Source organism: Streptomyces sp. NPDC024687, assembly GCF_055559055.1.
In genome coordinates, this window is the sequence record NZ_JBVHLJ010000005.1 from 514,341 (window position 1) to 539,738 (window position 25,398).

Annotated in this window: 29 protein-coding genes; 18 read left to right on the forward strand and 11 right to left on the reverse strand. The window is 70.6% G+C overall.

Annotated features, from left to right (window positions below; translation table 11 throughout):
- Positions 1-96: 96 nt before the first annotated feature.
- Positions 97-246, reverse strand: a complete 150-nt coding sequence (locus ACZ39I_RS22525) for a hypothetical protein (protein WP_467246106.1) — start codon at positions 244-246, stop codon at positions 97-99.
- A gap of 117 nt (positions 247-363) precedes the next feature.
- On the opposite strand from ACZ39I_RS22525, the gene ACZ39I_RS22530 reads away from it, so the two are divergent.
- A complete protein-coding gene (locus tag ACZ39I_RS22530; RefSeq protein WP_467246107.1) occupies positions 364-657 on the forward strand; it encodes a hypothetical protein in 294 nt (97 codons plus the stop codon).
- A gap of 3 nt (positions 658-660) precedes the next feature.
- Here the strand turns inward: ACZ39I_RS22530 and ACZ39I_RS22535 are convergent, their stop codons facing one another.
- The 3 genes from ACZ39I_RS22535 to ACZ39I_RS22545 form a co-directional block, all read right to left on the reverse strand.
- Positions 661-1,311: a hypothetical protein gene (locus ACZ39I_RS22535; protein ID WP_020124023.1), complete on the reverse strand. Its 651-nt coding sequence runs from the start codon at positions 1,309-1,311 to the stop codon at positions 661-663.
- Between the two features lie 143 nt (positions 1,312-1,454).
- Complete coding sequence (locus ACZ39I_RS22540) at positions 1,455-2,156, reverse strand: GntR family transcriptional regulator (protein ID WP_467246108.1); 702 nt, start codon at positions 2,154-2,156, stop codon at positions 1,455-1,457.
- Positions 2,157-2,246: 90 nt separating this feature from the next.
- On the reverse strand, positions 2,247-3,602 hold the full coding sequence (locus ACZ39I_RS22545) for an aminotransferase class III-fold pyridoxal phosphate-dependent enzyme (RefSeq protein ID WP_467246109.1): 1,356 nt from the start codon (positions 3,600-3,602) through the stop codon (positions 2,247-2,249).
- A 140-nt stretch (positions 3,603-3,742) separates the two neighbouring features.
- Between ACZ39I_RS22545 and ACZ39I_RS22550 the strand changes: the two genes are divergently transcribed.
- Genes ACZ39I_RS22550 through ACZ39I_RS22560 form a run of 3 tightly spaced genes read left to right on the forward strand, consistent with a single transcriptional unit; the run spans position 3,743 to position 5,102 of the window.
- Entirely contained in the window at positions 3,743-4,348 is a 606-nt protein-coding gene (locus ACZ39I_RS22550) for a type 1 glutamine amidotransferase family protein (RefSeq protein ID WP_467246110.1), read from the forward strand.
- Positions 4,345-4,803 carry a MarR family winged helix-turn-helix transcriptional regulator gene (locus ACZ39I_RS22555; protein WP_467246111.1) on the forward strand — a complete coding sequence of 153 codons (459 nt, stop codon included), beginning with the start codon at positions 4,345-4,347 and terminating at the stop codon, positions 4,801-4,803. Before ACZ39I_RS22550 ends, ACZ39I_RS22555 begins: the two co-directional genes overlap by 4 nt.
- Before the next feature lie 47 nt (positions 4,804-4,850).
- The gene (locus tag ACZ39I_RS22560; RefSeq protein WP_467246112.1) at positions 4,851-5,102 is read left to right on the forward strand and encodes a hypothetical protein; all 252 of its coding nucleotides are present in this window, start codon (positions 4,851-4,853) and stop codon (positions 5,100-5,102) included.
- 25 nt (positions 5,103-5,127) lie between these two features.
- Here ACZ39I_RS22560 and ACZ39I_RS22565 read toward each other — a convergent pair whose 3' ends face one another.
- Positions 5,128-5,853 carry an SLATT domain-containing protein gene (locus ACZ39I_RS22565; protein WP_467246113.1) on the reverse strand — a complete coding sequence of 242 codons (726 nt, stop codon included), beginning with the start codon at positions 5,851-5,853 and terminating at the stop codon, positions 5,128-5,130.
- A 241-nt stretch (positions 5,854-6,094) separates the two neighbouring features.
- On the opposite strand from ACZ39I_RS22565, the gene ACZ39I_RS22570 reads away from it, so the two are divergent.
- The 4 genes from ACZ39I_RS22570 (at position 6,095) to ACZ39I_RS22585 (ending at position 8,330) form a co-directional block, all read left to right on the forward strand.
- Positions 6,095-6,442 carry a YbaB/EbfC family nucleoid-associated protein gene (locus tag ACZ39I_RS22570; protein ID WP_352387694.1) on the forward strand — a complete coding sequence of 116 codons (348 nt, stop codon included), beginning with the start codon at positions 6,095-6,097 and terminating at the stop codon, positions 6,440-6,442.
- Between the two features lie 95 nt (positions 6,443-6,537).
- Positions 6,538-7,137, forward strand: coding sequence for a recombination mediator RecR (gene recR / locus ACZ39I_RS22575; protein ID WP_351419838.1), 600 nt, complete (start codon positions 6,538-6,540; stop codon positions 7,135-7,137).
- Positions 7,130-7,783, forward strand: coding sequence for a DUF5063 domain-containing protein (locus tag ACZ39I_RS22580; RefSeq protein ID WP_467246114.1), 654 nt, complete (start codon positions 7,130-7,132; stop codon positions 7,781-7,783). The genes recR and ACZ39I_RS22580 overlap by 8 nt, the downstream gene beginning before the upstream one ends.
- Before the next feature lie 130 nt (positions 7,784-7,913).
- Positions 7,914-8,330 (forward strand): SsgA family sporulation/cell division regulator, encoded by a 417-nt coding sequence (locus ACZ39I_RS22585; RefSeq protein ID WP_467246115.1) that lies wholly within the window; start codon positions 7,914-7,916, stop codon positions 8,328-8,330.
- A 22-nt stretch (positions 8,331-8,352) separates the two neighbouring features.
- On the opposite strand, the gene ACZ39I_RS22590 is transcribed toward ACZ39I_RS22585, so the two are convergent.
- Positions 8,353-9,072 carry a TSUP family transporter gene (locus ACZ39I_RS22590; protein ID WP_467246116.1) on the reverse strand — a complete coding sequence of 240 codons (720 nt, stop codon included), beginning with the start codon at positions 9,070-9,072 and terminating at the stop codon, positions 8,353-8,355.
- 117 nt (positions 9,073-9,189) lie between these two features.
- On the opposite strand from ACZ39I_RS22590, the gene ACZ39I_RS22595 reads away from it, so the two are divergent.
- Complete coding sequence (locus tag ACZ39I_RS22595; RefSeq protein WP_467246117.1) at positions 9,190-9,381, forward strand: hypothetical protein; 192 nt, start codon at positions 9,190-9,192, stop codon at positions 9,379-9,381.
- A 111-nt stretch (positions 9,382-9,492) separates the two neighbouring features.
- Positions 9,493-9,993: an SgcJ/EcaC family oxidoreductase gene (locus tag ACZ39I_RS22600; RefSeq protein WP_467246118.1), complete on the forward strand. Its 501-nt coding sequence runs from the start codon at positions 9,493-9,495 to the stop codon at positions 9,991-9,993.
- Here ACZ39I_RS22600 and ACZ39I_RS22605 read toward each other — a convergent pair.
- A complete protein-coding gene (locus ACZ39I_RS22605) occupies positions 9,959-11,299 on the reverse strand; it encodes a sensor histidine kinase (protein ID WP_467246119.1) in 1,341 nt (446 codons plus the stop codon). The two genes, ACZ39I_RS22600 and ACZ39I_RS22605, sit on opposite strands and share 35 nt — an antisense overlap.
- Positions 11,296-11,979 carry a response regulator transcription factor gene (locus ACZ39I_RS22610; RefSeq protein ID WP_352387716.1) on the reverse strand — a complete coding sequence of 228 codons (684 nt, stop codon included), beginning with the start codon at positions 11,977-11,979 and terminating at the stop codon, positions 11,296-11,298. The genes ACZ39I_RS22605 and ACZ39I_RS22610 overlap by 4 nt, the downstream gene beginning before the upstream one ends.
- A gap of 203 nt (positions 11,980-12,182) precedes the next feature.
- Here ACZ39I_RS22610 and ACZ39I_RS22615 point away from each other — a divergent pair, with 203 nt between their 5' ends.
- The 4 genes from ACZ39I_RS22615 to ACZ39I_RS22630 all read left to right on the forward strand — a co-directional run bounded on the left by ACZ39I_RS22615 (position 12,183) and on the right by ACZ39I_RS22630 (position 16,703).
- Positions 12,183-13,460 carry an aspartate kinase gene (locus ACZ39I_RS22615; protein WP_352387718.1) on the forward strand — a complete coding sequence of 426 codons (1,278 nt, stop codon included), beginning with the start codon at positions 12,183-12,185 and terminating at the stop codon, positions 13,458-13,460.
- Entirely contained in the window at positions 13,457-14,509 is a 1,053-nt protein-coding gene (locus ACZ39I_RS22620) for an aspartate-semialdehyde dehydrogenase (protein WP_467246120.1), read from the forward strand. The genes ACZ39I_RS22615 and ACZ39I_RS22620 overlap by 4 nt, the downstream gene beginning before the upstream one ends.
- 374 nt (positions 14,510-14,883) lie before the next feature.
- Positions 14,884-15,540: a SigE family RNA polymerase sigma factor gene (locus ACZ39I_RS22625; RefSeq protein WP_467246121.1), complete on the forward strand. Its 657-nt coding sequence runs from the start codon at positions 14,884-14,886 to the stop codon at positions 15,538-15,540.
- Between the two features lie 131 nt (positions 15,541-15,671).
- Positions 15,672-16,703, forward strand: coding sequence for a hypothetical protein (locus ACZ39I_RS22630; RefSeq protein ID WP_467246122.1), 1,032 nt, complete (start codon positions 15,672-15,674; stop codon positions 16,701-16,703).
- A gap of 50 nt (positions 16,704-16,753) precedes the next feature.
- Here ACZ39I_RS22630 and ACZ39I_RS22635 read toward each other — a convergent pair whose 3' ends face one another.
- The gene (locus ACZ39I_RS22635; RefSeq protein WP_467246123.1) at positions 16,754-17,563 is read right to left on the reverse strand and encodes an SURF1 family protein; all 810 of its coding nucleotides are present in this window, start codon (positions 17,561-17,563) and stop codon (positions 16,754-16,756) included.
- A gap of 43 nt (positions 17,564-17,606) precedes the next feature.
- On the reverse strand, positions 17,607-17,981 hold the full coding sequence (locus ACZ39I_RS22640) for a nuclear transport factor 2 family protein (protein WP_467246124.1): 375 nt from the start codon (positions 17,979-17,981) through the stop codon (positions 17,607-17,609).
- Positions 17,982-18,132: 151 nt separating this feature from the next.
- Here ACZ39I_RS22640 and ACZ39I_RS22645 point away from each other — a divergent pair, with 151 nt between their 5' ends.
- The gene (locus ACZ39I_RS22645; RefSeq protein ID WP_467246125.1) at positions 18,133-19,947 is read left to right on the forward strand and encodes a S9 family peptidase; all 1,815 of its coding nucleotides are present in this window, start codon (positions 18,133-18,135) and stop codon (positions 19,945-19,947) included.
- A gap of 204 nt (positions 19,948-20,151) precedes the next feature.
- On the opposite strand, the gene ACZ39I_RS22650 is transcribed toward ACZ39I_RS22645, so the two are convergent.
- Complete coding sequence (locus ACZ39I_RS22650; RefSeq protein ID WP_467246266.1) at positions 20,152-22,011, reverse strand: NAD-binding protein; 1,860 nt, start codon at positions 22,009-22,011, stop codon at positions 20,152-20,154.
- 223 nt (positions 22,012-22,234) lie between these two features.
- On the opposite strand from ACZ39I_RS22650, the gene ACZ39I_RS22655 reads away from it, so the two are divergent.
- The 3 genes from ACZ39I_RS22655 (at position 22,235) to ACZ39I_RS22665 (ending at position 25,332) form a co-directional block, all read left to right on the forward strand.
- Positions 22,235-23,260, forward strand: coding sequence for a permease (locus ACZ39I_RS22655; protein ID WP_467246126.1), 1,026 nt, complete (start codon positions 22,235-22,237; stop codon positions 23,258-23,260).
- Entirely contained in the window at positions 23,257-23,967 is a 711-nt protein-coding gene (locus ACZ39I_RS22660; protein WP_467246127.1) for a TIGR03943 family putative permease subunit, read from the forward strand. The genes ACZ39I_RS22655 and ACZ39I_RS22660 overlap by 4 nt, the downstream gene beginning before the upstream one ends.
- 129 nt (positions 23,968-24,096) lie before the next feature.
- Positions 24,097-25,332: an amidohydrolase family protein gene (locus tag ACZ39I_RS22665; protein WP_467246128.1), complete on the forward strand. Its 1,236-nt coding sequence runs from the start codon at positions 24,097-24,099 to the stop codon at positions 25,330-25,332.
- The last annotated feature ends 66 nt before the right edge of the window (positions 25,333-25,398 follow it).

A 25,398-nucleotide genomic window follows, 5' to 3' on the forward strand; every position in this document is an offset into this window, starting at 1 on the left:
AGCGGTGGGCTCCGTCCGTGCCCTCCACGATGCCGGGGCCCGCCGCCCACCGCCTGAGTAGCGGTACTCAACCTCCGCGAGGCGCGTACCCAGAACTCAGAACTCCTCCTGGTGCACCCCGTTCGCCGTCCAGGGGTGCGCCGCTTGATGGTGTCGACGACCTCGGGAGGGAAGCCGTGCCGCGATCTCCGCCAGGTCCGCCGGGTCGACGCTCGCCGCCGGGCGGTCCGCGAAGGGGATCGACATGGTCCAGACGAAACCGCGGGCGCTTCCCACCTGGGCCCGTGGCGGGGAGAAATGCCGCATATAGGCATATTCTTGGAGCGTGCATCCCAGCCTGTCGATCTGAAGAAGGTGAGTGCGATGCGCGTACTGCTCAAGGTGTGCATGGACACCGAGAAAGCGAACGAAGCCATCAGCCACGGCACTCTGTCGAAGCTGATCGAGCAGTCGATGGAACAGATCAAGCCCGAAGCGGCCTACTTCACCACCGACAACGGTCAGCGCACCGCCTACATGGTCTTCGACATGGAGGACAGCTCACTGATGCCGATGCTCAGTGAGCCGTTCTTCATGAACCTCGGTGCCAAGATCAGCTACACCCCGGTGATGAACTACGAGGACGTCCAGAAGGGGCTCTCCCAGCTGGGGCGCTGACCCTCAGCTGAAGATGATCATCGAGCCCTGCGCGAGACTCCGGGTCGCCGCCGCGTGCAGCCCCAGCCAGACATGACGCTCACGGGCGAAGGGACTGGGGTCGTACGGCGCGGGGACCGCCGGCTCCTCCAGTTCCGTGGGGGCGCGCGGAGGCTCGGGGGGCGCCGGCGGATTGGCCGGATCGATGCCGATCACCGGGGCCACGAACTCCAGCTCCCGCAGCAGGGCCTGCGAGGAGCCCAACGGGCCGCCGCCCGCGAGGAGTTCGTCGTTGGCGAGGGGATGCGGGAAGTCGACGGGGACGTACGCGCCCGCGTGGTCGTAGTGCCAGACCAGATGGGACTGCTGGGCCGTCGCCTCGAACATCTCCAGCAACTGCTCGTAGTCACCGCCCAGTTCGTCCACGGGGGTGACCGGGAGCCCGCAGACCTGGAGCAGATAGGCGCGGCGCAGGAAGTGCAGGGCGTCGTAGTCGAAACCGGCCACCGGGGCGACCTCGCCGGACAGTCCCGGCATGTACTGGTACACCGGCACCGGCGGCAATCCGGCCTCGGTGAGCACCTTGTTGTATTGCGCGAGTTCCTCGGCGAACGGGTTGTCCGGGGTGTGGCACAACACGTCGACAAGCGGCACCAGCCACAGGTCACAGGCCAAAAGACAGCTCCTCGGATACTCGCGGTGCGCGGATATCGTCACACGGTGGTCAGGGAAGGGTAGTCGCTTCAGTCCCCGGGCGGGGCCCCTTGTGCGGGTCGTGGAAGCGGGTCGTGCTGGTCCCTTACCCGTGCGGGGGGCCGTCAGTCGGCGGTGAGGCCCTCGATGAGGGTCAGATAGTGGCCGTTGTACGCGGTGAGGAGCTTGCGGGCGGTCGCGGTGTCCCGCTGGTACAGGGCGTCGGCGACCTCGGGGTGCGCGGACCACAGGCTGCCGCGCAGATCGGTGAGCCGGCGCAGGTGCTGGACCGTGCACACCCAGGTCTGCACGCGCAGCCGGTGCAGGAAGTCGGCGAGATAGGGGTTGCCGAACAGGACGCTCAGCTCGCGCCAGAAGCGCAGGTCGTAGCCGATCAGTACGGTCAGGTCGCCCGCGGTGGCGGCCCGCTGGGCCTCCTCGCCGCGCCGCCGCACGCCCGCCACCGCCGCGGCGGTACGGGGTTCGTCCAGCTGCTCGAGGATGCGGTGGCCGGAGTCGAGCGCGTGGAACATGCCGTCGGTGACCAGGCTGCGGGCCTCGATCATGCCGCGGAAGTCGTCGAGGGAGTACTCGTGTACACGGAAGCCGCGGTGCTGGTCGGCCTCCAGGAGCCCCTGCGCGGACAGGTCCACGAGGGCCTCGCGGACCGGGGTCGCTGAGACGCCGTACTGCTCGGCGATCTCCTTCACCGTGAACTCCTGCCCCGGCTGGAGCCGCCCCGCCAGTACCTCGTCCCGCAGCGCGTCCGCGATCTGCTGCCGCAGCGTGCTGCGGGTGACGGCACCGTTACCGCTGCTGCCGGGCATCGTCGGGGCGCCTCCCTCGCGCAGGTTCCATGGCGTGCTCGTACATATCTACGAGCACGCCACCTTACGCGTTCGAAGGCGAGGGGGGTTTTACTCCGTGTACTCGTCCGCCACGTACAGCGCGGTGTCCAGCGCCGCGAGCCCTTCCTTCAGTTCGGCCTCGCCGACGTTGCACGGCGGCACGACATGCGTCCGGTTCATGTTGACGAACGGCCAGATGCCCTGCTGCTTCGCGGCGGCCGCGAACGCGGCCATCGGGGCGTTGGCCTCGCCCGCCGCGTTGTAGGGCACGAGCGGCTCGCGGGTCTCCTTGTTCTTCACGAGCTCGAGGGCCCAGAACATGCCGACACCGCGCACCTCGCCGATGCTCGGGTGCCGCTCGGCGAGCTCCCGCAGCGCGGGCTCCAGGACGGCCGTACCGAGGTGCTTGGCGTTGTCGACGACCCCCTCCTCCGCCATGACGTTGATCGTCGCGACGGCGGCGGCGCAGGCGAGCGGGTGCCCGGAGTAGGTGAGCCCGCCGGGATACGGCCGCTTCCCGAAGGTCTCCGCGATCGCGCCGGAGATCGCGACACCGCCGAGCGGCACGTACCCGCTGTTGACGCCCTTGGCGAAGGTCATGAGGTCGGGCGTGACGTCGAACAGGTCGGCGGCGAACCACTCACCGGTGCGCCCGAACCCGGCCATGACCTCGTCCAGGACGAAGACGATCCCGTACTTGTCGCAGATCTCGCGGACGCCGGCGAGGTAGCCGGGCGGCGGGACCATGATCCCGGCGGTGCCGGGGATGGTCTCCAGGATGATCGCGGCGACGGTGGCGGGCCCCTCGAAGGCGATGGTCGTCTCCAGGTGCTCCAGCGCCCGCGCGGTCTCCTGCTCCTCGGTCTCGGCGTAGAAGCGGGACCGGTACAGGAAGGGCGCCCAGAAGTGCACGACCCCGGCGGAGGCGCTGTCGGAGGCCCAGCGCCGGGGGTCCCCGGTGAGGTTGACGGCCTGCTGCGTACCCCCGTGGTATGAGCGGTAGGCGGAGAGCACCTTGGCCCGCCCGGTGTGCAGCCGGGCCATGCGCACGGCGTGCTCCACCGCGTCCGCGCCGCCGTTGGTGAAGAAGATCTTGTCCAGGTCCCCGGGCGTCCGCTCGGCGATCAGCCGGGCCGCCTCCGACCGGGCCTCGATCGCGAAGGCGGGCGCGAAGGTGGTCATCGTCGCTGCCTGCTCCTGTATCGCGGCGACGACCTTCGGGTGCTGGTACCCGATGTTGGTGTAAACGAGCCCGCTGGTGAAGTCGAGGTAGCGGTTCCCGTCGTAGTCCCAGAAGTACGAGCCCTCCGCACCGGCGACGGCGAGCGGGTCGATGAGCTCCTGCGCGGACCAGGAGTGGAACACATGAGCACGGTCCGCGGCCTTCACGGCGGCGCCGGCCTCGGGGTGTGGCTGAGGAGTCATGCGAGTGAGCGTAAATGTCCGCGATACGGAAGCGGTATCGGCGTCCTGTCTGTGGACGGGGGCATTCCGCGACAGGTTGTCCAGGTCGAGCGATTGACAACATGCTGTCGAAATGACAGTATGTTGTCATGAATGGTGTAGTGAATGCGAAGCCAGTGCATCTCGCCGTTTACGACACCTGGGCCGACTGGGAGACGGGGCACGCCACGGCCTACCTCGCCCGCGCCGGACACGAGATCCGGACCGTCGGCCCGACCCGCGAGCCGGTGACCTCCATCGGTGGCCTGCGGGTCCGGCCCGCGTGCGCCCTGGACGACGTACGCCCCTCCGACAGCTCCCTGCTGATCCTCCCGGGCGCCGATCTCTGGGACACCTCCGACGACCTCGCCCCCTTCGCCCGCAAAGCGCGCGAGTTCCTCGACGCCGGGGTTCCCGTCGCCGCGATCTGCGGGGCCACCGCGGGTCTCGCGCGCGAGGGGCTGCTCGACGACCGCGAGCACACCAGCGCCGTGTCCTTCTATCTGGCGGCCACGGGGTACGGCGGCGGCCCGCGGTACGTCGACGCGGACGCCGTGACCGACGGCGCCCTGATCACCGCCGGACCCACCGAGCCCGTCGCCTTCGCCCGGGAGATCTTCCGGCTGCTCGGGGTGTACGAGGGCGAGGTGCTGGACGCCTGGTACCGGCTGTTCCACGACTCCGACCCGCAGGCCTACGCCGTGCTGCAGAAGGCGGCCGCCGAGTGAGCCGGGAGCGCCAGGACCTGCTCAGTCGCAGCGCCCTCGGCGTGTTCCGGCTCAACGGCCAATTCCTGTCCTTGGCAGAGGAGTTGGCGGGTCCCTCCGGGCTCACCGCCGCCTGGTGGCAGGTGCTCGGCGCGGTGCTCCGGCAGCCGCTGCCGGTCTCCGGGATCGCCCGGGAGATGGGCATCACGCGCCAGAGCGTGCAGCGGATCGCCGATCTGCTGGTGCAGCGGGGACTGGCCGAGTACCGGCCCAACCCCGCCCACCGGCGCGCCAAGCTCCTCACGCCGACCGAGGAGGGACTGGCCGCCATGCGGCGGATCGACCCGGGTCACGCGGCCTTCGCCGACCGGCTCGCGGAGGCCTTCGGGGAAGCCGAACTCGCCGAGGCCGTCGGGGTGCTGGAGCGGCTGTCCAAGGTGCTCGATCAGCTCTCGACGGACGGCGGACGGACGTAGACACTGGGACGTGTCGTGCAGTGCGAGGTCTCGGGGGAGGGCCTGCGATGGAGGAACACGGCTCCGCCGGACCGGCGGACGGCGAGGGGCGGGCCCACGCCCGGGAGCGCTCCACGCCGGGCATCTACCTGACGCCGTATCCGCCGGAGCCGGAGGCCGATCAGCGCAGTCGTGCCGTCACGGTGGCGCTTCTCGCGACGGCGCTCGTGGTGGCACTGGGCGCCGGCGGTGCGGTCTACGGCGTCCTGGCCGAGGAGGGCCCCGCCGTCACACCGACGGCACCTTCGGCATCGCCCTGACCCCGTCCCCCCTCCTCACCACTCCTCACCGAGGCTCCGGCGGCCGTTGCCGGGGCATGTTCGGGCGGGTCGGTGGTCCCGGGGGGAGGGGGAAGCGCCCCTGAGGACCCCCCTGGTCCTGGCGGCCCCCGGAGGTCACCGCGCCCTGGATGCCCATCGGGGTCGAGCCGTTGCGGAACTCCACGATCCAGTCGGCCGTCTCCACCCGGATCAGCTCCGTCACGTCCTCCGAGAAGCGGCGCAGCACGCCCAGGCAGCGTTCGGTGGCCTCGGCGGCCGTGCCCTCCGTGGGGCCGAGCACCTCGCGGACGCTCTCCGAGGCCCAGTCGAACTGGAGGGCCTGGAGGCGGCGCAGCACGGCCTGTGTGGTGGCGACGTCCCTTATCCAGCCGGAGGTCACACCGAAGAAGCGGTCGACGGCCACGCAGGCCACCGCGAGGAGGAGGGCGAGATAGCCCCAGGGCGCGAGCTCGGCGCCCACCACTCCGGTCAGCCCCACCAACGGCAGCACGGCCCCGGTCACCGCTCCCGCCGCGGCCCCGCCCCGCAGGGCCCGCGCACAGCGTCGTTTCCCCACCCGGTCCGCGAGATACCAGGACGCCGTCTCCAGCGCCCCGTGCTCCACCCACCGGTACAGCTCGTCCAGCCGTACGGCCGGCTCGCCCCAGTCGCCGAGCGGAAACGTCCGCCCGGCCAGATCGGCCCGTCCGTCCTGGGGCGGGCCCTCGGGCTGCATCTCCGGCTGACCCACCCGGCGCTCCCTACTGATCGGTCACCCTGCGTGACGCCTGATGCTGATGTGCGGGGATCCTTCCTACCGCCCAATGGGTGGCGAAGGGGGTGCTTTGGTTGCTTTTCCGCTCGGAAGAGGGCCTTGATCAGGTATAGGACTCCAGGTCGACTCACTCGAAAGAGTGCTGGGGCGACGGCCACGTGGAACACGTAGGCTCGTCACAGACGGAAGACCAAGGCGAAAAGCACAGGAGCTGATCGTGATCCCCGGTGGTGGCCAGCCCAACATGCAGCAGCTGCTCCAGCAGGCCCAGAAGATGCAGCAGGACCTGGCGAACGCGCAGGAGGAACTCGCCGGGACCGAGGTCGACGGCCAGGCGGGCGGCGGTCTGGTGAAGGCCACCGTCACCGGCGCCGGCGAGCTGCGCGCGCTGAAGATCGACCCGAAGGCCGTGGACCCCGAAGACACCGAGACCCTCGCCGACCTGATCGTGGCGGCGGTCCAGGCGGCCAACGAGAACGCCCAGACCCTCCAGCAGCAGAAGCTCGGCCCGCTCGCCCAGGGCCTCGGCGGCGGTGGCAGCGGTATCCCAGGGCTGCCTTTCTAGGAGGAGGCCGGTCTTTCCCGGTGCCCGTCTTTCTTTGGCGGGCATCGGCCAACTAGCGTACGTATCGCAAGGAACCCAGGAAGGACGGCAGTCCGTTGTACGAAGGCGTGGTCCAGGACCTCATCGACGAACTGGGGCGGCTGCCCGGCGTCGGTCCCAAGAGCGCGCAGCGGATCGCCTTCCACATCCTCCAGGCGGAGCCGACGGACGTACGGCGTCTCGCGCAGTGCCTGATGGAGGTCAAGGCGAAGGTCCGCTTCTGCGCGACCTGCGGCAATGTCGCGCAGGAAGAGCTGTGCAACATCTGCCGCGACCCCCGGCGCGACCTCACCGTCATCTGCGTGGTGGAGGAGCCGAAGGACGTGGTCGCGATCGAGCGCACCCGGGAGTTCCGCGGCAAGTACCACGTCCTGGGTGGCGCGATCAGCCCCATCGAGGGTGTCGGTCCGGACGACCTGCGGATACGAGAACTTCTCGCGCGGTTGGCCGACGGGACGGTCACGGAGCTCATCCTGGCCACCGACCCGAACCTGGAGGGCGAGGCCACAGCGACGTACCTCGCCCGCATGATCAAGCCCATGGGCCTCAAGGTCACCCGCCTGGCCAGCGGCCTCCCGGTGGGTGGCGACCTGGAATACGCGGACGAGGTGACCCTCGGCCGCGCCTTCGAGGGGAGACGACTCCTAGATGTCTGACGCCACACTGCACGCCCAGGACCCCGACGACTTCGCGGTCCAGATCGCCGACCAGGTCGAGAGCTTCCTGGTGGCCGTCATGGAGGTGGCCAAGGGCGACGAACCCGACTCGGCCGTCCCCTTCCTGCTCCTGGAGGTCTCCCAGCTCCTGCTGGCCGGCGGCCGTCTGGGCGCCCACGAGGACATCGTCCCCGACGAGCGCTACGAGCCCGACACGGGCCCGGACGCCGACGTGGACGACCTCCGCGAGAACCTGGCCCGGCTGCTGGAGCCGATCGACGTCTACTCCGAGGTCTTCGACCCCTACGAGCCCCGCAAGGCGCCGGTGCCGGCCCGGATCTCCGACGACCTGACCGACGTCATCACCGACCTGCGCCACGGCATGGCCCACTACCGAGCGGGCCGCACCTCGGAGGCGCTGTGGTGGTGGCAGTTCTCGTACTTCTCCAACTGGGGCTCCACGGCGTCCGCGACCCTGCGCGCCCTCCAGTCGATCGTGGCCCATGTCCGCCTGAACCAGCCGCTGGCGGAGCTGGACGGCCTCGACACCGACCAGTCGATCGGCGACGAGACGCTGGAGTTCGAGGCGGGCAAGGTGATGGTGGAGGAGATCGCGGGTCCGCTGGGGCTGCACTCCCCGAAGTAGCTCCTCGTGGCTCCTGTGTGACACGAGTCATACGAGTCGGCTTCACGAACGGCGTGATACGCGGGCACTGGGGTGGTCTCACCACAAACGGCCACACCAGGCCCGCGCCCCCGCCGACTTGGAGCTCCTCGTGCACGTGACCCTCCAGCAGCCGACAGGCGCCCGCCTGATCACGGCCGCGGACCAGGAGCTCGCGATCCCCGCGACCCTGCGCTACACCTCCGCCGAACCACCGGCCGTGCACATCGACTTCCCGCCCCACGTCACGGTCGACGGCGAGGCCACGACGTGGACGTTCGCCAGGACGCTGCTGGGGGAGGGGCTGCGAGGCCCGGCCGGCCTCGGCAACGTCCGTGTCCGCCCGACCGGTTCGGGCCACACCTACGTGGAGTTCCACGCCGCGCAGGGCGTCGCCGTCCTCCGCTTCCCCACCGCGGACCTGACCCGCTTCCTGGCCCGCACGTACACGGTCGTCGCTCCGGACGAGGAGACGGTGGGCGCGGAACTGGACCACGGTCTGGTGGCGCTGTTCGGGGGGCGGGTGTGATCCGCATGAGCTCGCGCAGTGGTCACAGGCCCCACAGTCCCTTCCCCACGGCTGTGACCCCGCCCATCAGGGCGAGCGACAGCACCAGCAGGCGGGCCCGGTGCTCCGGGATGCGGGGCGCGAGCCCCCTGCCGATCAGGCCGCCCGCCCCCATCGCCGCGATCACCAGGGCCCAATGCACCCGGTTCAGCCCCGGCACCCCGTTCGACGCCACCGAGAACGCGTTCACGATCACGCCGTAGAACATCGCGTTCGGGACGAACTCCCCTACCGTCCAGCCCGCGTTGACGGCGTAGAGGGAGAAGGGCGGGCCGCCGACCCCCGCAGCGGAGTTCATGAACCCGCCCGCCGCGCCCGCGAACACCGCGCCCCGTGTGCCGCGCAGAGCGGCCGCCCGCGCGCCCCGCATGACGAGGAGTACCGCCGAGGTCACCAGCGCGCCCATCACCAACAGCAGCCATGCCTGCGGGAGTTGACGGGTCATCCAGGTGCCCGCGGGGACCGTGCAGGCCGCTGCCAGGCAGAAGGGGAGCATCGCGCGGGGGCGTACCAGGCGCCATCCGCCCGCCAGGCCGATCAGACAGATCACCCCGGCCGCGCAGTTGGCGAGGAGCACGCCTTCCGCCGGGCCGAGGAGCAGGACCAGGGCCGGTACGGAGACCAGCGCGAAGCCCATCCCGGTGAGCCACTGCACGGAGGAACCCAGCAGCACGATGGCCGTCAGCAGCACGTCACCCGTCACAGGCAAGGTGTATCCCACTACACCCCGGTCCGGGAGCGCACCCCCTCGTGACGGACCCCGCGGAACGGGATCGTTGATCTCGCCAGGTCAACCACTCCGTAACGAAGGAAAACCGCCATGAAGGCCCTGCTCTCCTCCACCCCCGTCCTGTGGTTCCTCTTCCTGTTCAACCTCGCCGTCGCCGCGGCCGCGCCGTTCCTCGTGGACGGGGTCCAGGGCGTCATGACCGCCGTCGGGATGGGCGTGGTGGCGCTCGGCGCCGGGGTCGGGCTGCTGCGCGGACAGCGACCGGACGGGCACCGTGCGTGAGTTGGGCGTTTGCTGTCTCCGCCCTGTACCTGGGCTGCACGGGCTCTAACCGGCGTGAAGAGAGGCTGGAGTCACTTCACAGCACAGCCTCTCACCGCACTGGAGACAGCGATGAACCGTCGGTCCATAACCAAGCGCGCAGCCATCGTCACCGCGACCGCGATCGTCGCTGTGGGAACCGTCGGTACCGTCGTCGCCACCGCCGGGGCGGACGCCGCGAAGAAGCCCACCAACAAGGAGGTCGCGGGCCTGTTCACGACCTGGAACGCGGCCCTGAAGACCGGTGACCCCGACAAGGTGGCGAACCTGTACGCCGAGGACGCCATTCTCCTGCCCACCGTCTCCAACAAGGTCAGAACCAGCCACGCGGAGATCGCCGACTACTTCGAGCACTTCCTTCAGAACAAGCCGGTCGGCAAGAAGGTCCAGACGATCGTCAAGGTCCTCGACACCGACTCCGCGATCGACACCGGCGTCTACGAGTTCACGCTCACCGACCCGAAGAGCGGCGCCAAGCGCGTCGTCGAGGCCCGCTACACGTACGAGTACGAGAAGCGCGACGGCGTCTGGAAGATCGTCAACCACCACTCCTCGGCGATGCCCGAAGGCTGATCTCCACCTTCAGCCCGCCCCCCGGCGCGTCCGCCAGCGTCACCGTCCCGCCGTCGTCGGTCACCAGCTGTTTGACGACGGCGAGGCCGAGACCCGAACCGGAGCGTCCGGTCAGGCCCTGACCGCGCCAGAAGCGGTCGAAGGCACGGGACTTGTCGGCGTCGGACATGCCGGGTCCCTCGTCAAGGACCGACAGCACCACCCTGTCCGCCCGGGACTCGACCTCGACGGTGATCCGCCCGCCGTCCGGCGAGACCTCCAGGGCGTTCGAGAGCACGTTGTCCAGCACCTGGTCGAGATGACCGGGGCCGGCCAACACAGACGGCCGGTCGTCGACAACACTCCCCCTGAGCGCGATGGTGACTCCGCGCTCGTCGGCGGCCGGCCTCCACACCGTCAGTCGCTCGTCCACGATGTCCCTGAGCGGCAACGGCTCCGCGGCGGCCACCTTCGCCTCCGCCCGCGCCAGCACCAGCAGGCCGTTGACCAGGCGGCTCATCCGGACCACCTCCGCCGTCGCCTGCTCCACGTCCTCCCGGACGAACTCGTCGTCCACCGCGTCCGCGATGTTGTCCAGCGACAGGCGCAACGCGGTGAGCGGGGTGCGGAGCTGGTGCGAGGCGTCGGCCACGAAGATGCGCTGCGAGGCCACCAGCGTGTCCAGCCGTTCGGCGCCCTGGTTCAGGGTCCGGGCGAGCGTCTGCGTCTCCGGCGGGCCCGTCACCGGGGAGCGCGCGGTCAGGTCGCCGTCGCTGAACTTGCTTGCCATGGAGTTGAGTTCGCGCAGCGGGGCGGTGATCCGGCGGGCGGCGTAGGCGCCGATCGCGGCGGCCGCCGCGAGGACCAGCACGGCGAGTGCGGCCCTGAAGCCCCAGATCTGCCAGAGCCGTCGGGTCATGTCCGAGGTCGAGTAGACGATCCGTACGGCCGCGTCGCCCTTCGCGGGGACGGTGACCGTCAGATGTCTGCCCCAGACGAAGTCGGAACCCCAGTCGGTGGTCGACTGCTCCTTCTCCACGGCCCGCTTCAGCGCCGCGTCCGCGGCGGGGACCGGCAGCTTCGGGTCGCAGCGCGCGGTCGGGGTCGCCTCGACGTCGCCGTACGCCCTGGCCACCTCGGTCAGGGCCTCGCACGAGGTGCTGCTGCCGTTGCTCAGCAGCAGCGCCATGGTGTTCGCCTCGCGCAGAACCGACTGCCTGGTGTCGTCCCGCAACTGCTTGGTCAGCGTGAAGGCGACCGGGACGGTGAACAGGAAGATGGCCACCGCGACCAGCAGGATGTAGCTCCGGATGAGCTGCCGGTTCATGAGACCCCGTCGTCCTTGGCGATCTCCAGCCGGAAGCCCACGCCCCGGACCGCCTCGATGACGACCGCCCCGGCGAGCTTGCGCCGCAGCGCCGCCACATGCACGTCCAGTGTCTTGGTCGGCCCGAACCAGTTCGCGTCCCAGACCGCCTCCATGATCTGCTCGCGCGACATCAGCGCGCCCGGCTCCTCGGTGAGGAAGGCCAGCAGGTCGTACTCCTTGGGCGCGAGGGGCACCTCCTCGCCGTCGAGACGGACCCGGGCGGCCTTGCGGTCGACGGTGAGGCGGGAGCCGTAGGTGTCGGGGCCGGCCGCGGCTTCGGTACGGGGCTGCGCGCGCCGCATCACGGCCCGTATCCGCGCGATGACCTCCCGGACCCCGAACGGCTTGGTCACGTAGTCGTCGGCGCCGAGCTCCAGGCCGACCACCCGGTCCGTCTCGTCGCTGCGTGCGCTGATCACGATGATCGGCACGTCACCGCGCTCGCGCAGCGCCCTGCACACGTCGAGGCCGTCGGTGTCGGGCAGCCCGAGATCGAGCAGGACGACGTCGTAGGGGCCCTGGTGGCCGAGCGCGGCCCCGCCGGTGGAGACCCACTCGACCTCGAAGCCGTACCGGGTCAGGCCTCGTCTCAGGGACTGGGCCACCGGCTCATCGTCTTCCACCAGGAGTACGCGCACAGGCGCACCCTAATCCTTGAAACTTAATTCACAGTCGTCACATGTGCCCCACCGGTCCGTGTGACGCGGTGCACTTTTCCCCTGGGCCGCGCTTGGGCATGCGCTGACCTGGGCGTGCGAATCTCACGATGCGATACCGCGGAGGTGAAATTCGGGCGCTCGTTAAACTGAGCCGACACACACGGACTGAGCGAGGAGCGCACGTGGGCCTTGTCGTGCAGAAGTACGGAGGCTCCTCCGTAGCCGATGCCGAGGGCATCAAGCGCGTCGCCAAGCGAATCGTCGAAGCGAAGAAGAACGGCCACCAGGTGGTCGTCGTCGTTTCCGCGATGGGCGACACGACGGACGAGCTGATCGATCTCGCCGAGCAGGTATCTCCCATGCCTGCCGGGCGTGAGTTCGACATGCTGCTGACCGCCGGAGAGCGGATCTCCATGGCGCTGCTGGCCATGGCGATCAAAAACCTGGGCCACGAGGCCCAGTCCTTCACCGGCAGCCAGGCCGGCGTCATCACCGACTCGGTCCACAACAAAGCCCGGATCATCGACGTCACGCCGGGCCGTATCCGTACGGCCCTCGACGAGGGCAACATCGCCATCGTCGCCGGCTTCCAGGGCGTCAGCCAGGACAAGAAGGACATCACCACGCTCGGGCGCGGTGGCTCCGACACCACCGCCGTGGCGCTCGCGGCCGCCCTCGACGCCGAGGTCTGCGAGATCTACACCGATGTCGACGGCGTGTTCACCGCCGACCCGCGCGTGGTGAAGAAGGCGAAGAAGATCGACTGGATCTCCTTCGAGGACATGCTGGAGCTCGCCGCCTCCGGTTCGAAGGTGCTGCTCCACCGCTGTGTGGAGTACGCCCGTCGCTACAACATCCCGATCCACGTCCGGTCGTCCTTCAGCGGACTGCAGGGCACGTGGGTCAGCAGTGAGCCGATCGAGCGAGGGGACAAGAAGGTGGAGCAGGCCATCATCTCCGGTGTCGCGCACGACACCTCCGAGGCCAAGATCACGGTCGTCGGCGTGCCGGACAAGCCGGGTGAGGCCGCGGTCATCTTCCGTACGATCGCGGACGCCGAGATCAACATCGACATGATCGTGCAGAACGTCTCCGCCGCCTCCACCGGGCTGACGGACATCTCCTTCACGCTTCCCAAGGCCGAGGGCCGCAAGGCCATCGACGCCCTGGAGAAGAACAAGTCCGGCATCGGCTTCGACTCGCTGCGCTACGACGACCAGATCGGCAAGATCTCGCTCGTGGGCGCGGGCATGAAGACCAACCCGGGCGTCACGGCCGACTTCTTCACCGCCCTGTCCGACGCCGGCGTGAACATCGAGCTGATCTCGACCTCCGAGATCCGCATCTCGGTCGTCACGCGTGCCGACGACGTGACGGAAGCCGTCCGCGCCGTGCACAGCGCCTTCGGGCTCGACTCCGACAGCGACGAGGCCGTCGTCTACGGGGGCACCGGGCGATGACCGTACGACCGACGCTCGCGGTCGTGGGGGCGACCGGAGCCGTCGGCACGGTCATGCTCCAGATCCTGTCCCAGCACGCGGACATCTGGGGCGAGATCCGACTGATCGCCTCCCCCCGCTCGGCCGGCCGCAAGCTGGCCGTGCGCGGGGAGCAGGTCGAGGTGGTGGCCCTGTCGGAGGAGGCCTTCGACGGTGTCGACGTCGCCATGTTCGACGTACCGGACGAGGTGGCCGCGCAGTGGGCGCCGGTCGCCGCCGCCCGCGGTGCCGTCGTCGTGGACAATTCGGGCGCCTTCCGGATGGATCCGGACGTGCCCCTCGTCGTGCCCGAGGTCAACGGGCACATGGCCCGGATGCGGCCGCGCGGGATCATCGCCAACCCCAACTGCACGACCCTTTCCATGATCGTGGCCCTGGGCGCGCTGCACGCCGAGTTCGGGCTGCGGGAGCTGGTGGTGTCCTCGTACCAGGCGGTGAGCGGTGCGGGCCGGGCGGGCGTCGAGACGCTGCGGCAGCAGCTGTCCCTGGTCGCGGGCACCGAGCTCGGCACGCACCCCGGTGACGTACGGCGGGCGGTCGGCGACAACACCGGGCCGTTCCCGGAGCCGGTCGCGCTGAACGTCGTACCGTGGGCCGGGTCGCTGCGCGAGGACGGGTGGTCCTCGGAGGAGATGAAGGTGCGGGACGAGTCCCGCAAGATCCTCGGTCTGCCCAGGCTGCCGGTCGCCGTGACCTGTGTGCGGGTCCCGGTGGTCACCGTGCACTCCCTGACCGTGCACGCCCGCTTCGAGGGCGAGGTCACCGTCCGCAAGGCGCGCGAGATCCTCGCCACCGCCCCCGGGGTCGTCCTCTTCGACGATCCGGCGGCCGGGGAGTTCCCCACCCCCGCCGACGTCGTCGGCACCGATCCCACCTGGGTCGGGCGGGTCCGGCGGGCCCTCGACGACCCCACCGCGCTCGAACTCTTCGTGTGCGGAGACAACCTGCGCAAGGGTGCCGCGCTCAACACCGCGCAGATCGCGGAGCTCGTCGCGGCCGAGTTCGTGTGACGTGTGTCCCGTGGCGGATCTCCCGTACGCACTTGCGCCCACGGGAAAAGCCCTGGCCATGACCGGAACGCTTTGTAGGATCTGTGTGCGACATGTGGTGCGACTAATGGTCCGTACCACTTGATCCCGGCGTCTTGGCGTCCGAAGATTTTCCTCCCCGCTCTCCGCAACCGCGCGAAGGGCGGGGAGCGTCTTTGCGAACGCCCTTTCAGGGGCGCGGGGATGCAGGCGAGGCGTGGGGACGCCTCGGCACTCAGGACACAGGGGAAGAGCGGGTAGGGCATGAGCGCGTTCGACGCACGGTCAGTTGTGCTGCCTGAGAGAAGATGGACGGCCGCGTACAACCCTCACCGGGGTGAGTGTGTCCAACTGTCGTGGCTCAGGTACTCGACTTCCCTGCCGCGCCGAGCGGCGCGGCTGTCCTCAGGCCCCGCAGGCCCGGGGCTCCCGGTGGCATGCCGGTGATCGCCCCCATGCCCGCAGCGCGGCCCGCCCGCATACCCAGTCAGCGTGACGGAGCCGAGGACACTGCGGTAGCCGGAACCACCGTCGACCACCTCACCGAGACCTACCGGGCGCACTACCGCTCCCTGCTGGGTCTCGCCGCCCTCCTGCTCGACGACACCGCCTCCTGCGAGGACGTCGTCCAGGAGGCCTTCATCCGCGTCCACTCGGCACGCAAACGCGTCCGCGACCCGGAGAAGACGCTCGCGTACCTGCGCCAGACGGTCGTCAACCTCTCCCGCTCGGCCCTGCGCCGGCGCATCCTCGGACTCAAGCTGCTGTCCAAGCCGATGCCCGACATGGCGAGCGCCGAGGAGGGGGCCTACGACCTGCTGGAGCGCGACTCGCTCATCAAGGCCATGAAGGGCCTGCAGCGCCGTCAGCGCGAAGTCCTCGTCCTGCGCTACTTCTCGGACATGACCGAGGCCCAGGTCGCCGATACGCTCGGCATCTCGCTGGGCTCCGTGAAGGCGTACGGCTCCCGTGGGATCGCCGCACTGCGGGTCGCGATGGAGGAGCCGGTGTGAGCGGCGAAGGAGATTCAGAGGGACGGCGCCACGAGCCTTACGCGTGGCATGAGCCGACCGGGGAAGGCAAGCACGAGCCGACCTGGGCGGCGCGGCAAGAGCACAAGCAATCGCACGCTGGGAACGGAACTGTGAATCAGGGCCCCGACGATCTGAGCTCCACGGGGGAGTTCGACTCGGACGAGCTGGCACTGCGACGGATGCTGCACCAGGCGGTCCGGGAGATGGAGCCGCGCGACGGCACCCTGGACCATCTGCGCAAGGCGGTGCCCGCCCGGCGGGCACGCAAGAGGCAGGCCCTCGTCGGCATGGCCGCCGCGGCCCTCTTCTGCGGCACCGCCATCCCCGCCGTCGTGCACGTCTCCTCCACCGGCACCAGCGCCAACACCTCCAACGCCGGGCACACCTCCCAGGCGCAGGGCGGCGCGGGCCAGGGCAAGCAGGAGGACGGCGGCGAGTCCACCTCCGGCGGCTCCTCGACCAAGACCGAGGACAAGGGCAAGGGCACGCCGAAGGGCGAGGACAAGGGCAGGAACGCGGGCGCGAGCACCGGCGCGAGCAGCGGCACCGGCCCGTCCGCCACGACCACCGAGAGCGCCCCGGTCTGTACGGCCGCACAGCTCGGCACACCCACGGCGAGCACCGCGGTGCCCGACGCCTCCGGCACGGTCTACGGCACGTTCCACATCACCAACGGCTCCATCGCCGCCTGCACGGTCAACGGTCCCGGCACCGTGACACTGAGCGCGCAGGGCGCGGCCGACAGCGGCAAGATCAGCCCGGCTCGGCACGTGTCCGGCGACGCGGCCTCGGCAGGGCTGCCCGACCCGTCCCAGGAGGTCTCCCAGCTGCTGCTCCAGCCGGGTTCCTCCTACGACGTGAAGTTCGCCTGGGTGCCGTCCGAGACCTGTCCCACCGCGGAACCCTCGACGGACCCCACCCCCGACCCGACGACGTCCCCGGACAGCTCCAGCGGCGACGGTGGTTCCTCCACCGGCGGCGACACCGGCACCTCCACCCAGCTCCTCACGGCGGACGGCACGGCGGACGGCAGCGTCCTGGTGACGAACACGGCGGAGGGCGGCGGACCGTCGGTGTCCACGACGGTGACCAACGCGTGCGCGGGGGTCGTGTACTGGACGGGCGTGCTCGCCTCGTCGTGACGGCGTGAACGGGCCCCGACGGGGCGACGGGCGTCGGGGGACGCCCGGGTTCAGGCGCTCGCCTTCTCCTGCGGCTGCTCCTGGGACCGCTGTGCGTCGTCGTCCGGGAGGATCCCCAGCTCCGCGTCCCGGATGAACTCCACCTCGCGGCGCATCAGACGGAACCACATGAAGAGCACGAAGCCGGCGAAGACGAACCACTCGCCGGTGTAACCGAGGTTCTGGAAGGCCTTGAGGTCGAGCCCGCTGTCGGCGGGCGCGGTCGCCGGTACGGCCTTCATCCCGGAGTCACCGGTGTTGAGGGTGACCCACGCGTCGTACACGTCGTAGGGCACGAGGTTGATCAGGGAGGCCGCGCTGATCGCCGCGGTCTGCCCGGCCGGAAGGCCGCCCTGCGCACTGACGCCGTTGTCCCCCGGGGTCTCCGAGGCCTGCAGCGCACCGGTGACGGTGACCTCGCCCTTCGGCGCGGCGGGGACCTTCGCCGGGTCGGGGGTGCCGGGCAGCCAGCCCCGGACCACGGGCAGGGCCTTGCCGCCGTCGGTGCGCAGCAGCGTCAGGACGTAGTAGCCGTCGTGGTCGTCGAGTTGCCGGTCGGGGACGAGCAGCTGTTTGTCGTACCGGCCGGTCGCGGTGGCCTGCTTGCCTGAGGTCGCCTTGTTCACCGGCAGCAGCTCGGCCAACGGCCGCGCGGCCTCCCGCTCGTCGGTGACGACCGACTGCTGGGCGTCCCGGCTCTCCGTCATCCGGTCCTCGAACCGGCTCAGCTGCCACGACCCCATGAAGAGGCAGAACGGGATGGCGAGCAGCACGAAGATGGTGATGCCGAACCAGCGGGGCGTCAGCAGAAACCGGTACACACCCCCACGGTACGGGGCCGCCCCGGGCCTCGGGGGCGCGGGGTCAGAACCTCTCGGTGAGGTGGTCGCGGCCCGCCGGGGGCTCGTACGGCTCCGGCCAGAAGTCGGTAATGGTGGATATACGGCCGTGCTCGTCCCCGGTGAAGAAGGAGACGGCGTACATCTCCTCCAGGCCCACCGTGGCGTGGATCCAGGTGACGACCTGGCCCGGCTCGGCGACGATCCGCTCGATCCGCAGGTGCCAGTCGCCCGGGTAGTCACGGTTGAACTCGACGAACCGCTCCCGGCCGCTGATCCGCTCGCGGGTCTGCGGCAGGGTGTAGACGACGTCCTCGGCCAGGGTGTCCGCGAACGCGGTCCAGTCGCGGGCCTCGGCGAAGGCCCAGAAACTCTCGACGCTCTTGCGCAGATCGGTCATGGGGACGAGTCTGCACCCCGCCACTGACAACGGGTCCGCGACGGGCTTTCCGAGCTGGTCGTGGGTGGTTCGGGTAAGCGGCTGGTAGAAGTTGTCCACAGGCTGGGGACCTCGTCTACGGATTGTCTGTGAAGGCAGGCAGTATGGGGTCATGACTGAGAGCAACGGGTCCGCCGCGGCCGGGCGGAACAACGAGATGCCGGACTGGGAGAAGCGCTTCCGGGCGCCGCGGGTGTCGCTGCCCGACTGGGCGGAGGACGCCCCCGACCGCTCCCTGTTCGTGTCCAACGCCACGGGGACGTACGAGCTGTACGCCTGGGACCGGGCCACCGGCGTCCAGCGTCAGGTCACGGACCGGCCCAACGGCACCACGGACGGCGTGCTCTCCCCGGACGGCGCGTGGATCTGGTGGTTCGACGACAAGGACGGCGACGAGTTCGGCGTCTGGCGCCGCCAGCCCTTCGAGGGAGGCGCGGACGAGCTCGCCGCGCCGGGCCTGGACGCCTCCTACCCGGCGGGCCTGGCCCTGGGCCGGGACGGCGGTACGGCGGTCGTGGGCCGCTCGACCGACGACGAGGGCACCTCCATCCACCTCGTGCGCAGCGGCGAGGACCCGGTGGAGATCTACCGCCACCGCGAGTCGGCGGGCGTCGGCGACCTCTCCCGCGACGGCTCGCTGATCGCGATCGAGCACACCGAGCACGGCGACGCGATGCACTCGGCGCTGCGCGTGGTGCGCCCCGACGGCAGGGCGGTCGCCGAGCTCGACGACACCGAGGGCGGCACCCGGGAGCTGGGCCTGGAGGTCCTGGGCTTCGCCCCGGTCGACGGCGACTCCCGGCTGCTCATCGGCCATCAGCGGCGGGGCCGTTGGGAGCCGCTGGTGTGGGACGTGGCCACGGGCGAGGAGACCGACCTCGCCCTGGACCTGCCCGGTGACGTGGGCGCCGAGTGGTACCCGGACGGCACGGGCCTGCTCATCGCGCACAGCTTCGAGGCGCGCAGCGAGCTCTTCCGGTACGACCTGGAGAGCGGCAAGCTGGAGAAGGTCCCGACGCCGCCCGGTTCGGTCTCCGGGGCGACGGCCCGCCCCGACGGCAGCGTGGAGTACCTGTGGTCCTCGGCCGCCGAACCGTCGGCGGTGCGCTCGACGACCGGCGAGGTGGTGCTGGACCCGCCGGGTCTGAAGTCGCCCGGTTCGGTGCCGGTGGAGGACGTGTGGGTGGAGGGTCCGGGGGGCCGGATCCACGCCCTGGTCCAGAGGCCGGCGGGGACGACGGGTCCGCTGCCGACGGTCTTCGACATCCACGGCGGCCCGACCTGGCACGACAGCGACTCCTTCGCGGCCGGTCCGGCGGCGTGGGTGGACCACGGGTACGCGGTCGTGCGGGTCAACTACCGCGGTTCCACGGGGTACGGGCGGGAGTGGACCGACGCGCTCAAGCACCGGGTCGGCCTCATCGAGCTGGAGGACATCGCGGCGGTCAGGGAGTGGGCGATCGGCTCGGGCCTCGCCGACCCCGACCGGCTGATTCTCACCGGCGGCTCCTGGGGCGGCTATCTCACGCTCCTGGGCCTCGGCACCCAGCCGGACGCGTGGGCCCTCGGGATCGCGGCGGTGCCGGTCGCCGACTACGTCACGGCGTTCCACGACGAGATGGAGGCGCTGAAGGCGATGGACCGTACGTTGCTGGGCGGCACGCCGGAGGAGGTGCCGGAGCGCTTCGAGGCGTCGTCCCCTTTGACGTACGTGGACCAGGTCAAGGCTCCGGTGTACATCTCGGCGGGCGTCAACGACCCGCGGTGCCCGATCCGTCAGGTCGACAACTATGTGAAGCGGCTGGAGTCGAGGGGGGCGGTGCACGAGGTGTACCGGTACGACGCCGGGCACGGTTCGCTGGTGGTGGACGAGCGGATCAAGCAGGTGAAGCTGGAACTGGACTTCGCGGCGAGGCATTTGGGGTAGCGGGGAGGACTTGTGTCTGCGGGGGGTGGGGGCTGGTCGCGCAGTTCCCCGCGCCCCTTGAGTGGGTACAGCTCGGCCGAGTTCGAGTGCACCGACTCAGGGGCGCGGGGCTGGGTCGATATGCGGCTCCGCTGCGGGGCGCGACCAGCCACAACGAACCCGCAGCCGCGCGACGACCTGACCCGGAACATCCTTCGCGTACGGTTACGCACCCGCCCGCCCCCTGCGCCCCAGCAACTCCGCCAACCCCCGCCGAGTCGCCGCCAGCACCACCCGGTCCGAGGCCTGAAGCACATACGTGTCCGGCAGGTCCCACGCCAGTCCCGGAGAGTCCCCGGACTCCTCACGTGCCAGCACCCGCCAGGACCCCGCCCGAAACGCCTCGCCGACCGTCCGCCCCTCCAGCTGGGGATGTCCGCCCACGTCCACCGCGGCGAACAGCAGCACCCGCCGCTCGACCGGGAACGCCCCCAGGATCTGCCGCCCCATCATCGCCCCGGCGAAGGCGGGGGCGGCCAGGTGGGAGACGCTCCGGCTGCGGGTGGACGCACGGGGGTGCGCGGCCCGCAGGGTGCGGTACACCGCGGTCGCGAAGTCGTCGTCGTACAGCCGCAGCACCACCCGCAGGTCGGGCCGCACGGCCCGGGCGTACAGGACCGCCTCCAGGTTCGTCGTGTCCGCGCTGGTCACCGCGAGCAGTGCGTGCGCGCGGTGGATCTTGGCGGCCTCCAGGACCCCCTCCTGGGTGACGTCCCCGAGCACCACCGGCACCCGCAGCCGCCGCGCCGTGGCCAGTCCGCGGGCGTCGGGGTCGGACTCGACGCACACCACGGGGATGTTCAGTTCCCGCAGCCGGGTCAGCACCCGGGTGCCGATCTTGCCGAGCCCGAGGAGCACGACATGACCACCGAGGCCCCGGGGCGGTTTGCGCAGGGAGGACGCGGTGCGGAAGGTGCCGAGAGCCTCCAGGACCGCCGCGAGGAGCACCGGAAGGAGCAGCAGTCCGGCGAATCCGGAAAGGAGCTGGAGGATCTGGCGCCCCACGGACTCACCGATCGCGGGGTCGTCGATCGCGAACAGGTCGAGCAGCGTCAGATAGAACGCGCGCAGCGGATGGATCCCGGTCACCAGCCACAGCGCGACGGCGAGCGCGACCACGCACCCCACCATCCCGGCCAGCGACCACCGCAGCCGCCGCGAGAACAGCGAGGCGAACCAGGGCATCACCCCCCGCCCGCCGGGCAGCGAGGGCCCGGCGTAGGACACCTGCTCCAGCACGACGGTCGCGCGTCCGCCGCCGTCCCGTACCGCTGCCGCGTCCGGCAGCAGTGTGGGGCCCTGGTCGCCGGCCGCCCCGGTGCTGTCGGTCGGCGAGAGCAGGGCGAGCGTGGCAAGACCCGGATCGGGGCTCACCCCGGCCCCGGCCGGCGGCCGTTCGACCGCCCGCAGCAGCAGGCCGCCGGTCTGCAGGACCTTGCTGGTGCCGGTGAGGGCGGTGGCGGCCAGTGCGGGCGCGGCGGTGTCGGCGTCGGAGAGCACGGTCGTGGAGGCGTCGAAGCCGGTCCCGTCGGCCGGGTCGCCGGAGGCCAACGCGGCGGCCTGGTCGAGGAGTTCCTCGATGTGCTGGCCGAGGCGCCGGTTGTAGAGCCGCAAGACCAGCCGCAGTCGGGGGTTGAGGCGGCGGGCGGTGAGGGCGGCGCGGATGTTGGTCTCGTCGTCGTCGTACACGAGCGCGAGCGCGTCCGCGCGTTCCACGCCCGCCTCGGCGAGCGCCGTCTCGCTCGGCTCGGCGGCCTCCATGAGCCGTATGCCGCCCGGGGGTTCGCCGACGGAAGCGGTACCGCCGTTGCCGTTGCCGGCGCTCGCGCCACCGTTGCCGGTCAGGCCGGCGGCGCGGGTCACCACCCGGTCGAGCAACGCGGACGCAGACCGGGCCCGTACCACCACCGGTGGCCGCACGGACCGTTCGGAGGCCGGCACGACGAGCGTGACCTGCTCGCCGTAGACCCCTCTGAGCTCGGCCGCGAGACGGTGCGCGAGCCCGTCGTCCCCGCACACCACCATGTGCGCGGCCGCGTCGCCCGGCAGCCCTGGACTCTGGTTCGGAACGCTCCCCACGAGGGAGAAGACTGCCTCACCGGGGCGGGTGGTGCCACGGCCGGGTCCCGCGGGCCCGTTCCATGTGCCAAGAATTCCCCAAACCCCCGCGCACTCTGAGCAAACGGACCTTCCCCGCCGTACGCACCAGCAGGGGAACCAGCACCTCACCACCGGAGGGATCCCGGCCGTGGCCGTCATCACCAAAGCGCCTCCGCCCACGCGGGACACCGGCGAGGACCGGCGTCCGGCACCGGACGCGGAAGGGCGGCGCCTCGACTCGCCCCTCGTGCTGACCCTGTTGATGCTGCTGGTGGTGCTGCTCCAGGGGCCGATCCGGGGGGCTCTGGGCGCCCCGGTCATGCAGAGCTGGATGACGGTGTTCGTCGCCGTGCTCGTCCAGGCGTTGCCCTTCCTGGTGCTCGGGGTGCTGCTGTCGGCGGCGATCGCGGTGTTCGTGCCGCCGTCGTTCTTCGCCCGCGCCCTGCCGAAGAACCCCGCTCTCGCGGTGCCGGTGGCCGGGGTGGCGGGCGCGGTGCTGCCGGGCTGCGAGTGCGCGTCGGTGCCGGTGGCGGGCGCGCTGGTCCGGCGCGGTGTCACCCCGGCCGCGGCCCTCGCCTTTCTGCTCTCCGCCCCGGCGATCAACCCGATCGTGCTGACGGCGACCGCCATCGCCTTCCCGCGCGATCCCGAGATGGTCGTGGCCCGGCTGGTCGCGAGCCTGCTGGTGGCGTGCGCGATGGGCTGGCTGTGGCTGCGTCTGGGCCGCACCGACCTGCTGAAACCGCCGGCCCGCCACGCGTACGAGGGCCAGAGCAAGGGTGCCGCCTTCTGGGGTTCGGTCCGGCACGACGTGACGCACGCGGGCGGCTTCCTGGTGGTGGGCGCGATGGCGGCGGCGACCCTGAAGGCCGTCGTCCCGCAGACCTGGTTGCGTACGGCGGCGGAGAACCCGGTGATCGCCGTGCTGGCCCTCGCCGCGCTCGCCGTGGTGCTGTCGATCTGCTCGGAGGCGGACGCGTTCGTGGCGGCCTCGCTCACCCAGTTCTCGCTCACCGCCCGGCTGACCTTCCTGGTCGTCGGCCCGATGATCGACCTGAAGCTGTTCGCGATGCAGACCGGTACCTTCGGCCGCGCCTTCGCCCTGCGCTTCGCCCCCGCCACCCTCGCCCTGGCGATCGTGGTCTCGGTCCTGACCGGGCTGGTGATGCTGTGAACCGGCAGGCACAGTCGGCGGTCCTGTTCCTCCTCGGCGCGGCCCTCCTGCACGCGGGCCTCACCGACCTCTACCTCCGCTATGTCAAGGCGGGGCTGCGCCCGCTGGTCCTGGCGGCCGGCGTCGTCCTCATCGCGACGGCGCTGGCCACGGCCTGGTACGAGTGGCGGGCCAAGGCCGGGGAGCAGGACCACGCGCACCGCGAACCCCGTGTCTCCTGGCTCCTGGTCCTGCCCCTCTTCGCCCTGATCCTCGTCGCCCCGCCCGCCCTCGGCTCCTACAGCGCGATGCGCACGGGTACGGCCCTGCAGCAGTCGTACGGCTATACGAAGCTCCCGGCGAGCGGACCCCTGCGGCTCGGTCTCGCCGACTACGCGGGCCGCGCGGTCTACGAGCACGGCCGGGGCCTGGCCGGACGGCAGATCACCATCACCGGGTTCGTCGCCCTGGACCACTCCGGCACGCCCTACCTGGTCCGCATGGCCCTCAACTGCTGCGCGGCGGACGCCCAGCCGGTCAAGGTCGGCCTCACCGGGCAGGTCCCGCCGGTCCTCGAACCGGACGGCTGGCTCCAGGTCACCGGCACCTACACGGCCAAGCGGACCAAGGACACGGTGAACGGCCGCCCGATCCCGTACCTGGAGATCACGGAGGCCAAGCCGGTCCCGACGCCGCACGACCCGTACGACGAGACCTGGAACAACTAGACCTGGAACAACTGACGGCCGCGGTCCCCGGCCCCGGTGCGCCCGACCCCCTGATGGCCCTTGCCGTGGCAGGGCCCTCCCCCTAGCCTGCATCTGACGACCCATCAGATACCGGCTAGGGGGCAGGCAATGGCCGTCACCACCGAGAGCGGAACCGGAACGGGACCGGGCACCAGGGACATCCCCAAAGTCATCAGCGTGGACGATCACGTGATCGAGCCCGCGCACCTCTTCGAGACCTGGCTTCCGGCGAAGTACCGGGACAGGGGGCCGAAGCCGCTCACCGCCGGCATCGGGGACCTCGCGTACGTCGGCGGGAAGTACCGGTTCACCACCGATCCGGAGGGCCAGCTCACGGACTGGTGGGAGTACGAGGGTGACCTCTTCCCGTACAAGCGGATCATCGCGGCCGTCGGTTTCTCGCGGGACGAGATGACCCTCGACGGGATCACCCGCGAGCAGATGCGGCGGGGCTGCTGGGACCCCAAGGCCCGGGTGGCGGACATGGAGATGAACCATGTCGAGGCCTCCCTGTGCTTCCCCACCTTCCCCCGCTTCTGCGGGCAGACCTTCGCCGAGGCCAAGGACAAGGAGGTCGGGCTCGCCTGTGTGCGCGCCTACAACGACTGGATGGTCGAGGAGTGGTGCGGGGACAGCGCCGGCCGGCTGATCCCGCTGTGCCTGATCCCGCTGTGGGACATCGAGCTCGCGGTCGCGGAGATCCGCCGCAACGCCGAACGGGGCGTGCGGGCCGTCACCTTCAGCGAGATCCCGACCCATCTGGGGTTGCCGTCGATCCACTCCGGCTACTGGGACCCGTTCTTCGCCGTGTGCGAGGAGACCGGGACGGTCGTCAACATGCACATCGGCAGCAGCTCCCAGATGCCGGCCGCCTCCCCCGACGCGCCGCCCGCGGTCCAGGCGTCCCTGTCCTTCAACAACGCCATGGCCTCGATGATGGACTTCCTCTTCTCCGGGGTCCTGGTGAAGTTCCCGCGGCTCAAACTGGCGTACAGCGAGGGCCAGATGGGCTGGATCCCGTACGCCCTGGAACGCGCCGACGACGTTTGGGAGGAGCACCGGGCCTGGGGCGGCGTCAAGGATCTGATCCCGGAGCCGCCGTCGACGTACTACTACCGGCAGATCTTCTGCTGCTTCTTCCGGGACAAGCACGGCATCGAGGCCATCGAGACCGTCGGCGTGGACAACGCGACCTTCGAGACCGACTATCCGCACGTCGACTCGACCTGGCCGCACACCAAGGAGGTCGCGTGGGAGCACGTGGCCGGGCTGTCCGAGGACGTGACCTACAAGCTGCTGCGGGGCAACGCGATCCGGATGCTGGAGCTCGGCTTCGACAAATGAGCCGGTCCCGCGCAGCAAAAGACCCGACCGCTGGCGACGGGGGATGCACCAGCGGTCGGGCTGTGG

Coding starts and splice junctions, on each gene's coding strand:
- ACZ39I_RS22525 (WP_467246106.1), bottom strand. CDS start 246: ATGTCGATCCCCTTCGCGGACCGCCCGGCGGCGAGCGTCGACCCGGCG.
- ACZ39I_RS22530 (WP_467246107.1), top strand. CDS start 364: ATGCGCGTACTGCTCAAGGTGTGCATGGACACCGAGAAAGCGAACGAA.
- ACZ39I_RS22540 (WP_467246108.1), bottom strand. CDS start 2,156: ATGCCCGGCAGCAGCGGTAACGGTGCCGTCACCCGCAGCACGCTGCGG.
- ACZ39I_RS22545 (WP_467246109.1), bottom strand. CDS start 3,602: ATGACTCCTCAGCCACACCCCGAGGCCGGCGCCGCCGTGAAGGCCGCG.
- ACZ39I_RS22560 (WP_467246112.1), top strand. CDS start 4,851: ATGGAGGAACACGGCTCCGCCGGACCGGCGGACGGCGAGGGGCGGGCC.
- ACZ39I_RS22580 (WP_467246114.1), top strand. CDS start 7,130: ATGTCTGACGCCACACTGCACGCCCAGGACCCCGACGACTTCGCGGTC.
- ACZ39I_RS22595 (WP_467246117.1), top strand. CDS start 9,190: ATGAAGGCCCTGCTCTCCTCCACCCCCGTCCTGTGGTTCCTCTTCCTG.
- ACZ39I_RS22600 (WP_467246118.1), top strand. CDS start 9,493: ATGAACCGTCGGTCCATAACCAAGCGCGCAGCCATCGTCACCGCGACC.
- ACZ39I_RS22605 (WP_467246119.1), bottom strand. CDS start 11,299: ATGAACCGGCAGCTCATCCGGAGCTACATCCTGCTGGTCGCGGTGGCC.
- ACZ39I_RS22620 (WP_467246120.1), top strand. CDS start 13,457: ATGACCGTACGACCGACGCTCGCGGTCGTGGGGGCGACCGGAGCCGTC.
- ACZ39I_RS22640 (WP_467246124.1), bottom strand. CDS start 17,981: ATGACCGATCTGCGCAAGAGCGTCGAGAGTTTCTGGGCCTTCGCCGAG.
- ACZ39I_RS22645 (WP_467246125.1), top strand. CDS start 18,133: ATGACTGAGAGCAACGGGTCCGCCGCGGCCGGGCGGAACAACGAGATG.
- ACZ39I_RS22650 (WP_467246266.1), bottom strand. CDS start 22,011: ATGGTGGTGTGCGGGGACGACGGGCTCGCGCACCGTCTCGCGGCCGAG.
- ACZ39I_RS22665 (WP_467246128.1), top strand. CDS start 24,097: ATGGCCGTCACCACCGAGAGCGGAACCGGAACGGGACCGGGCACCAGG.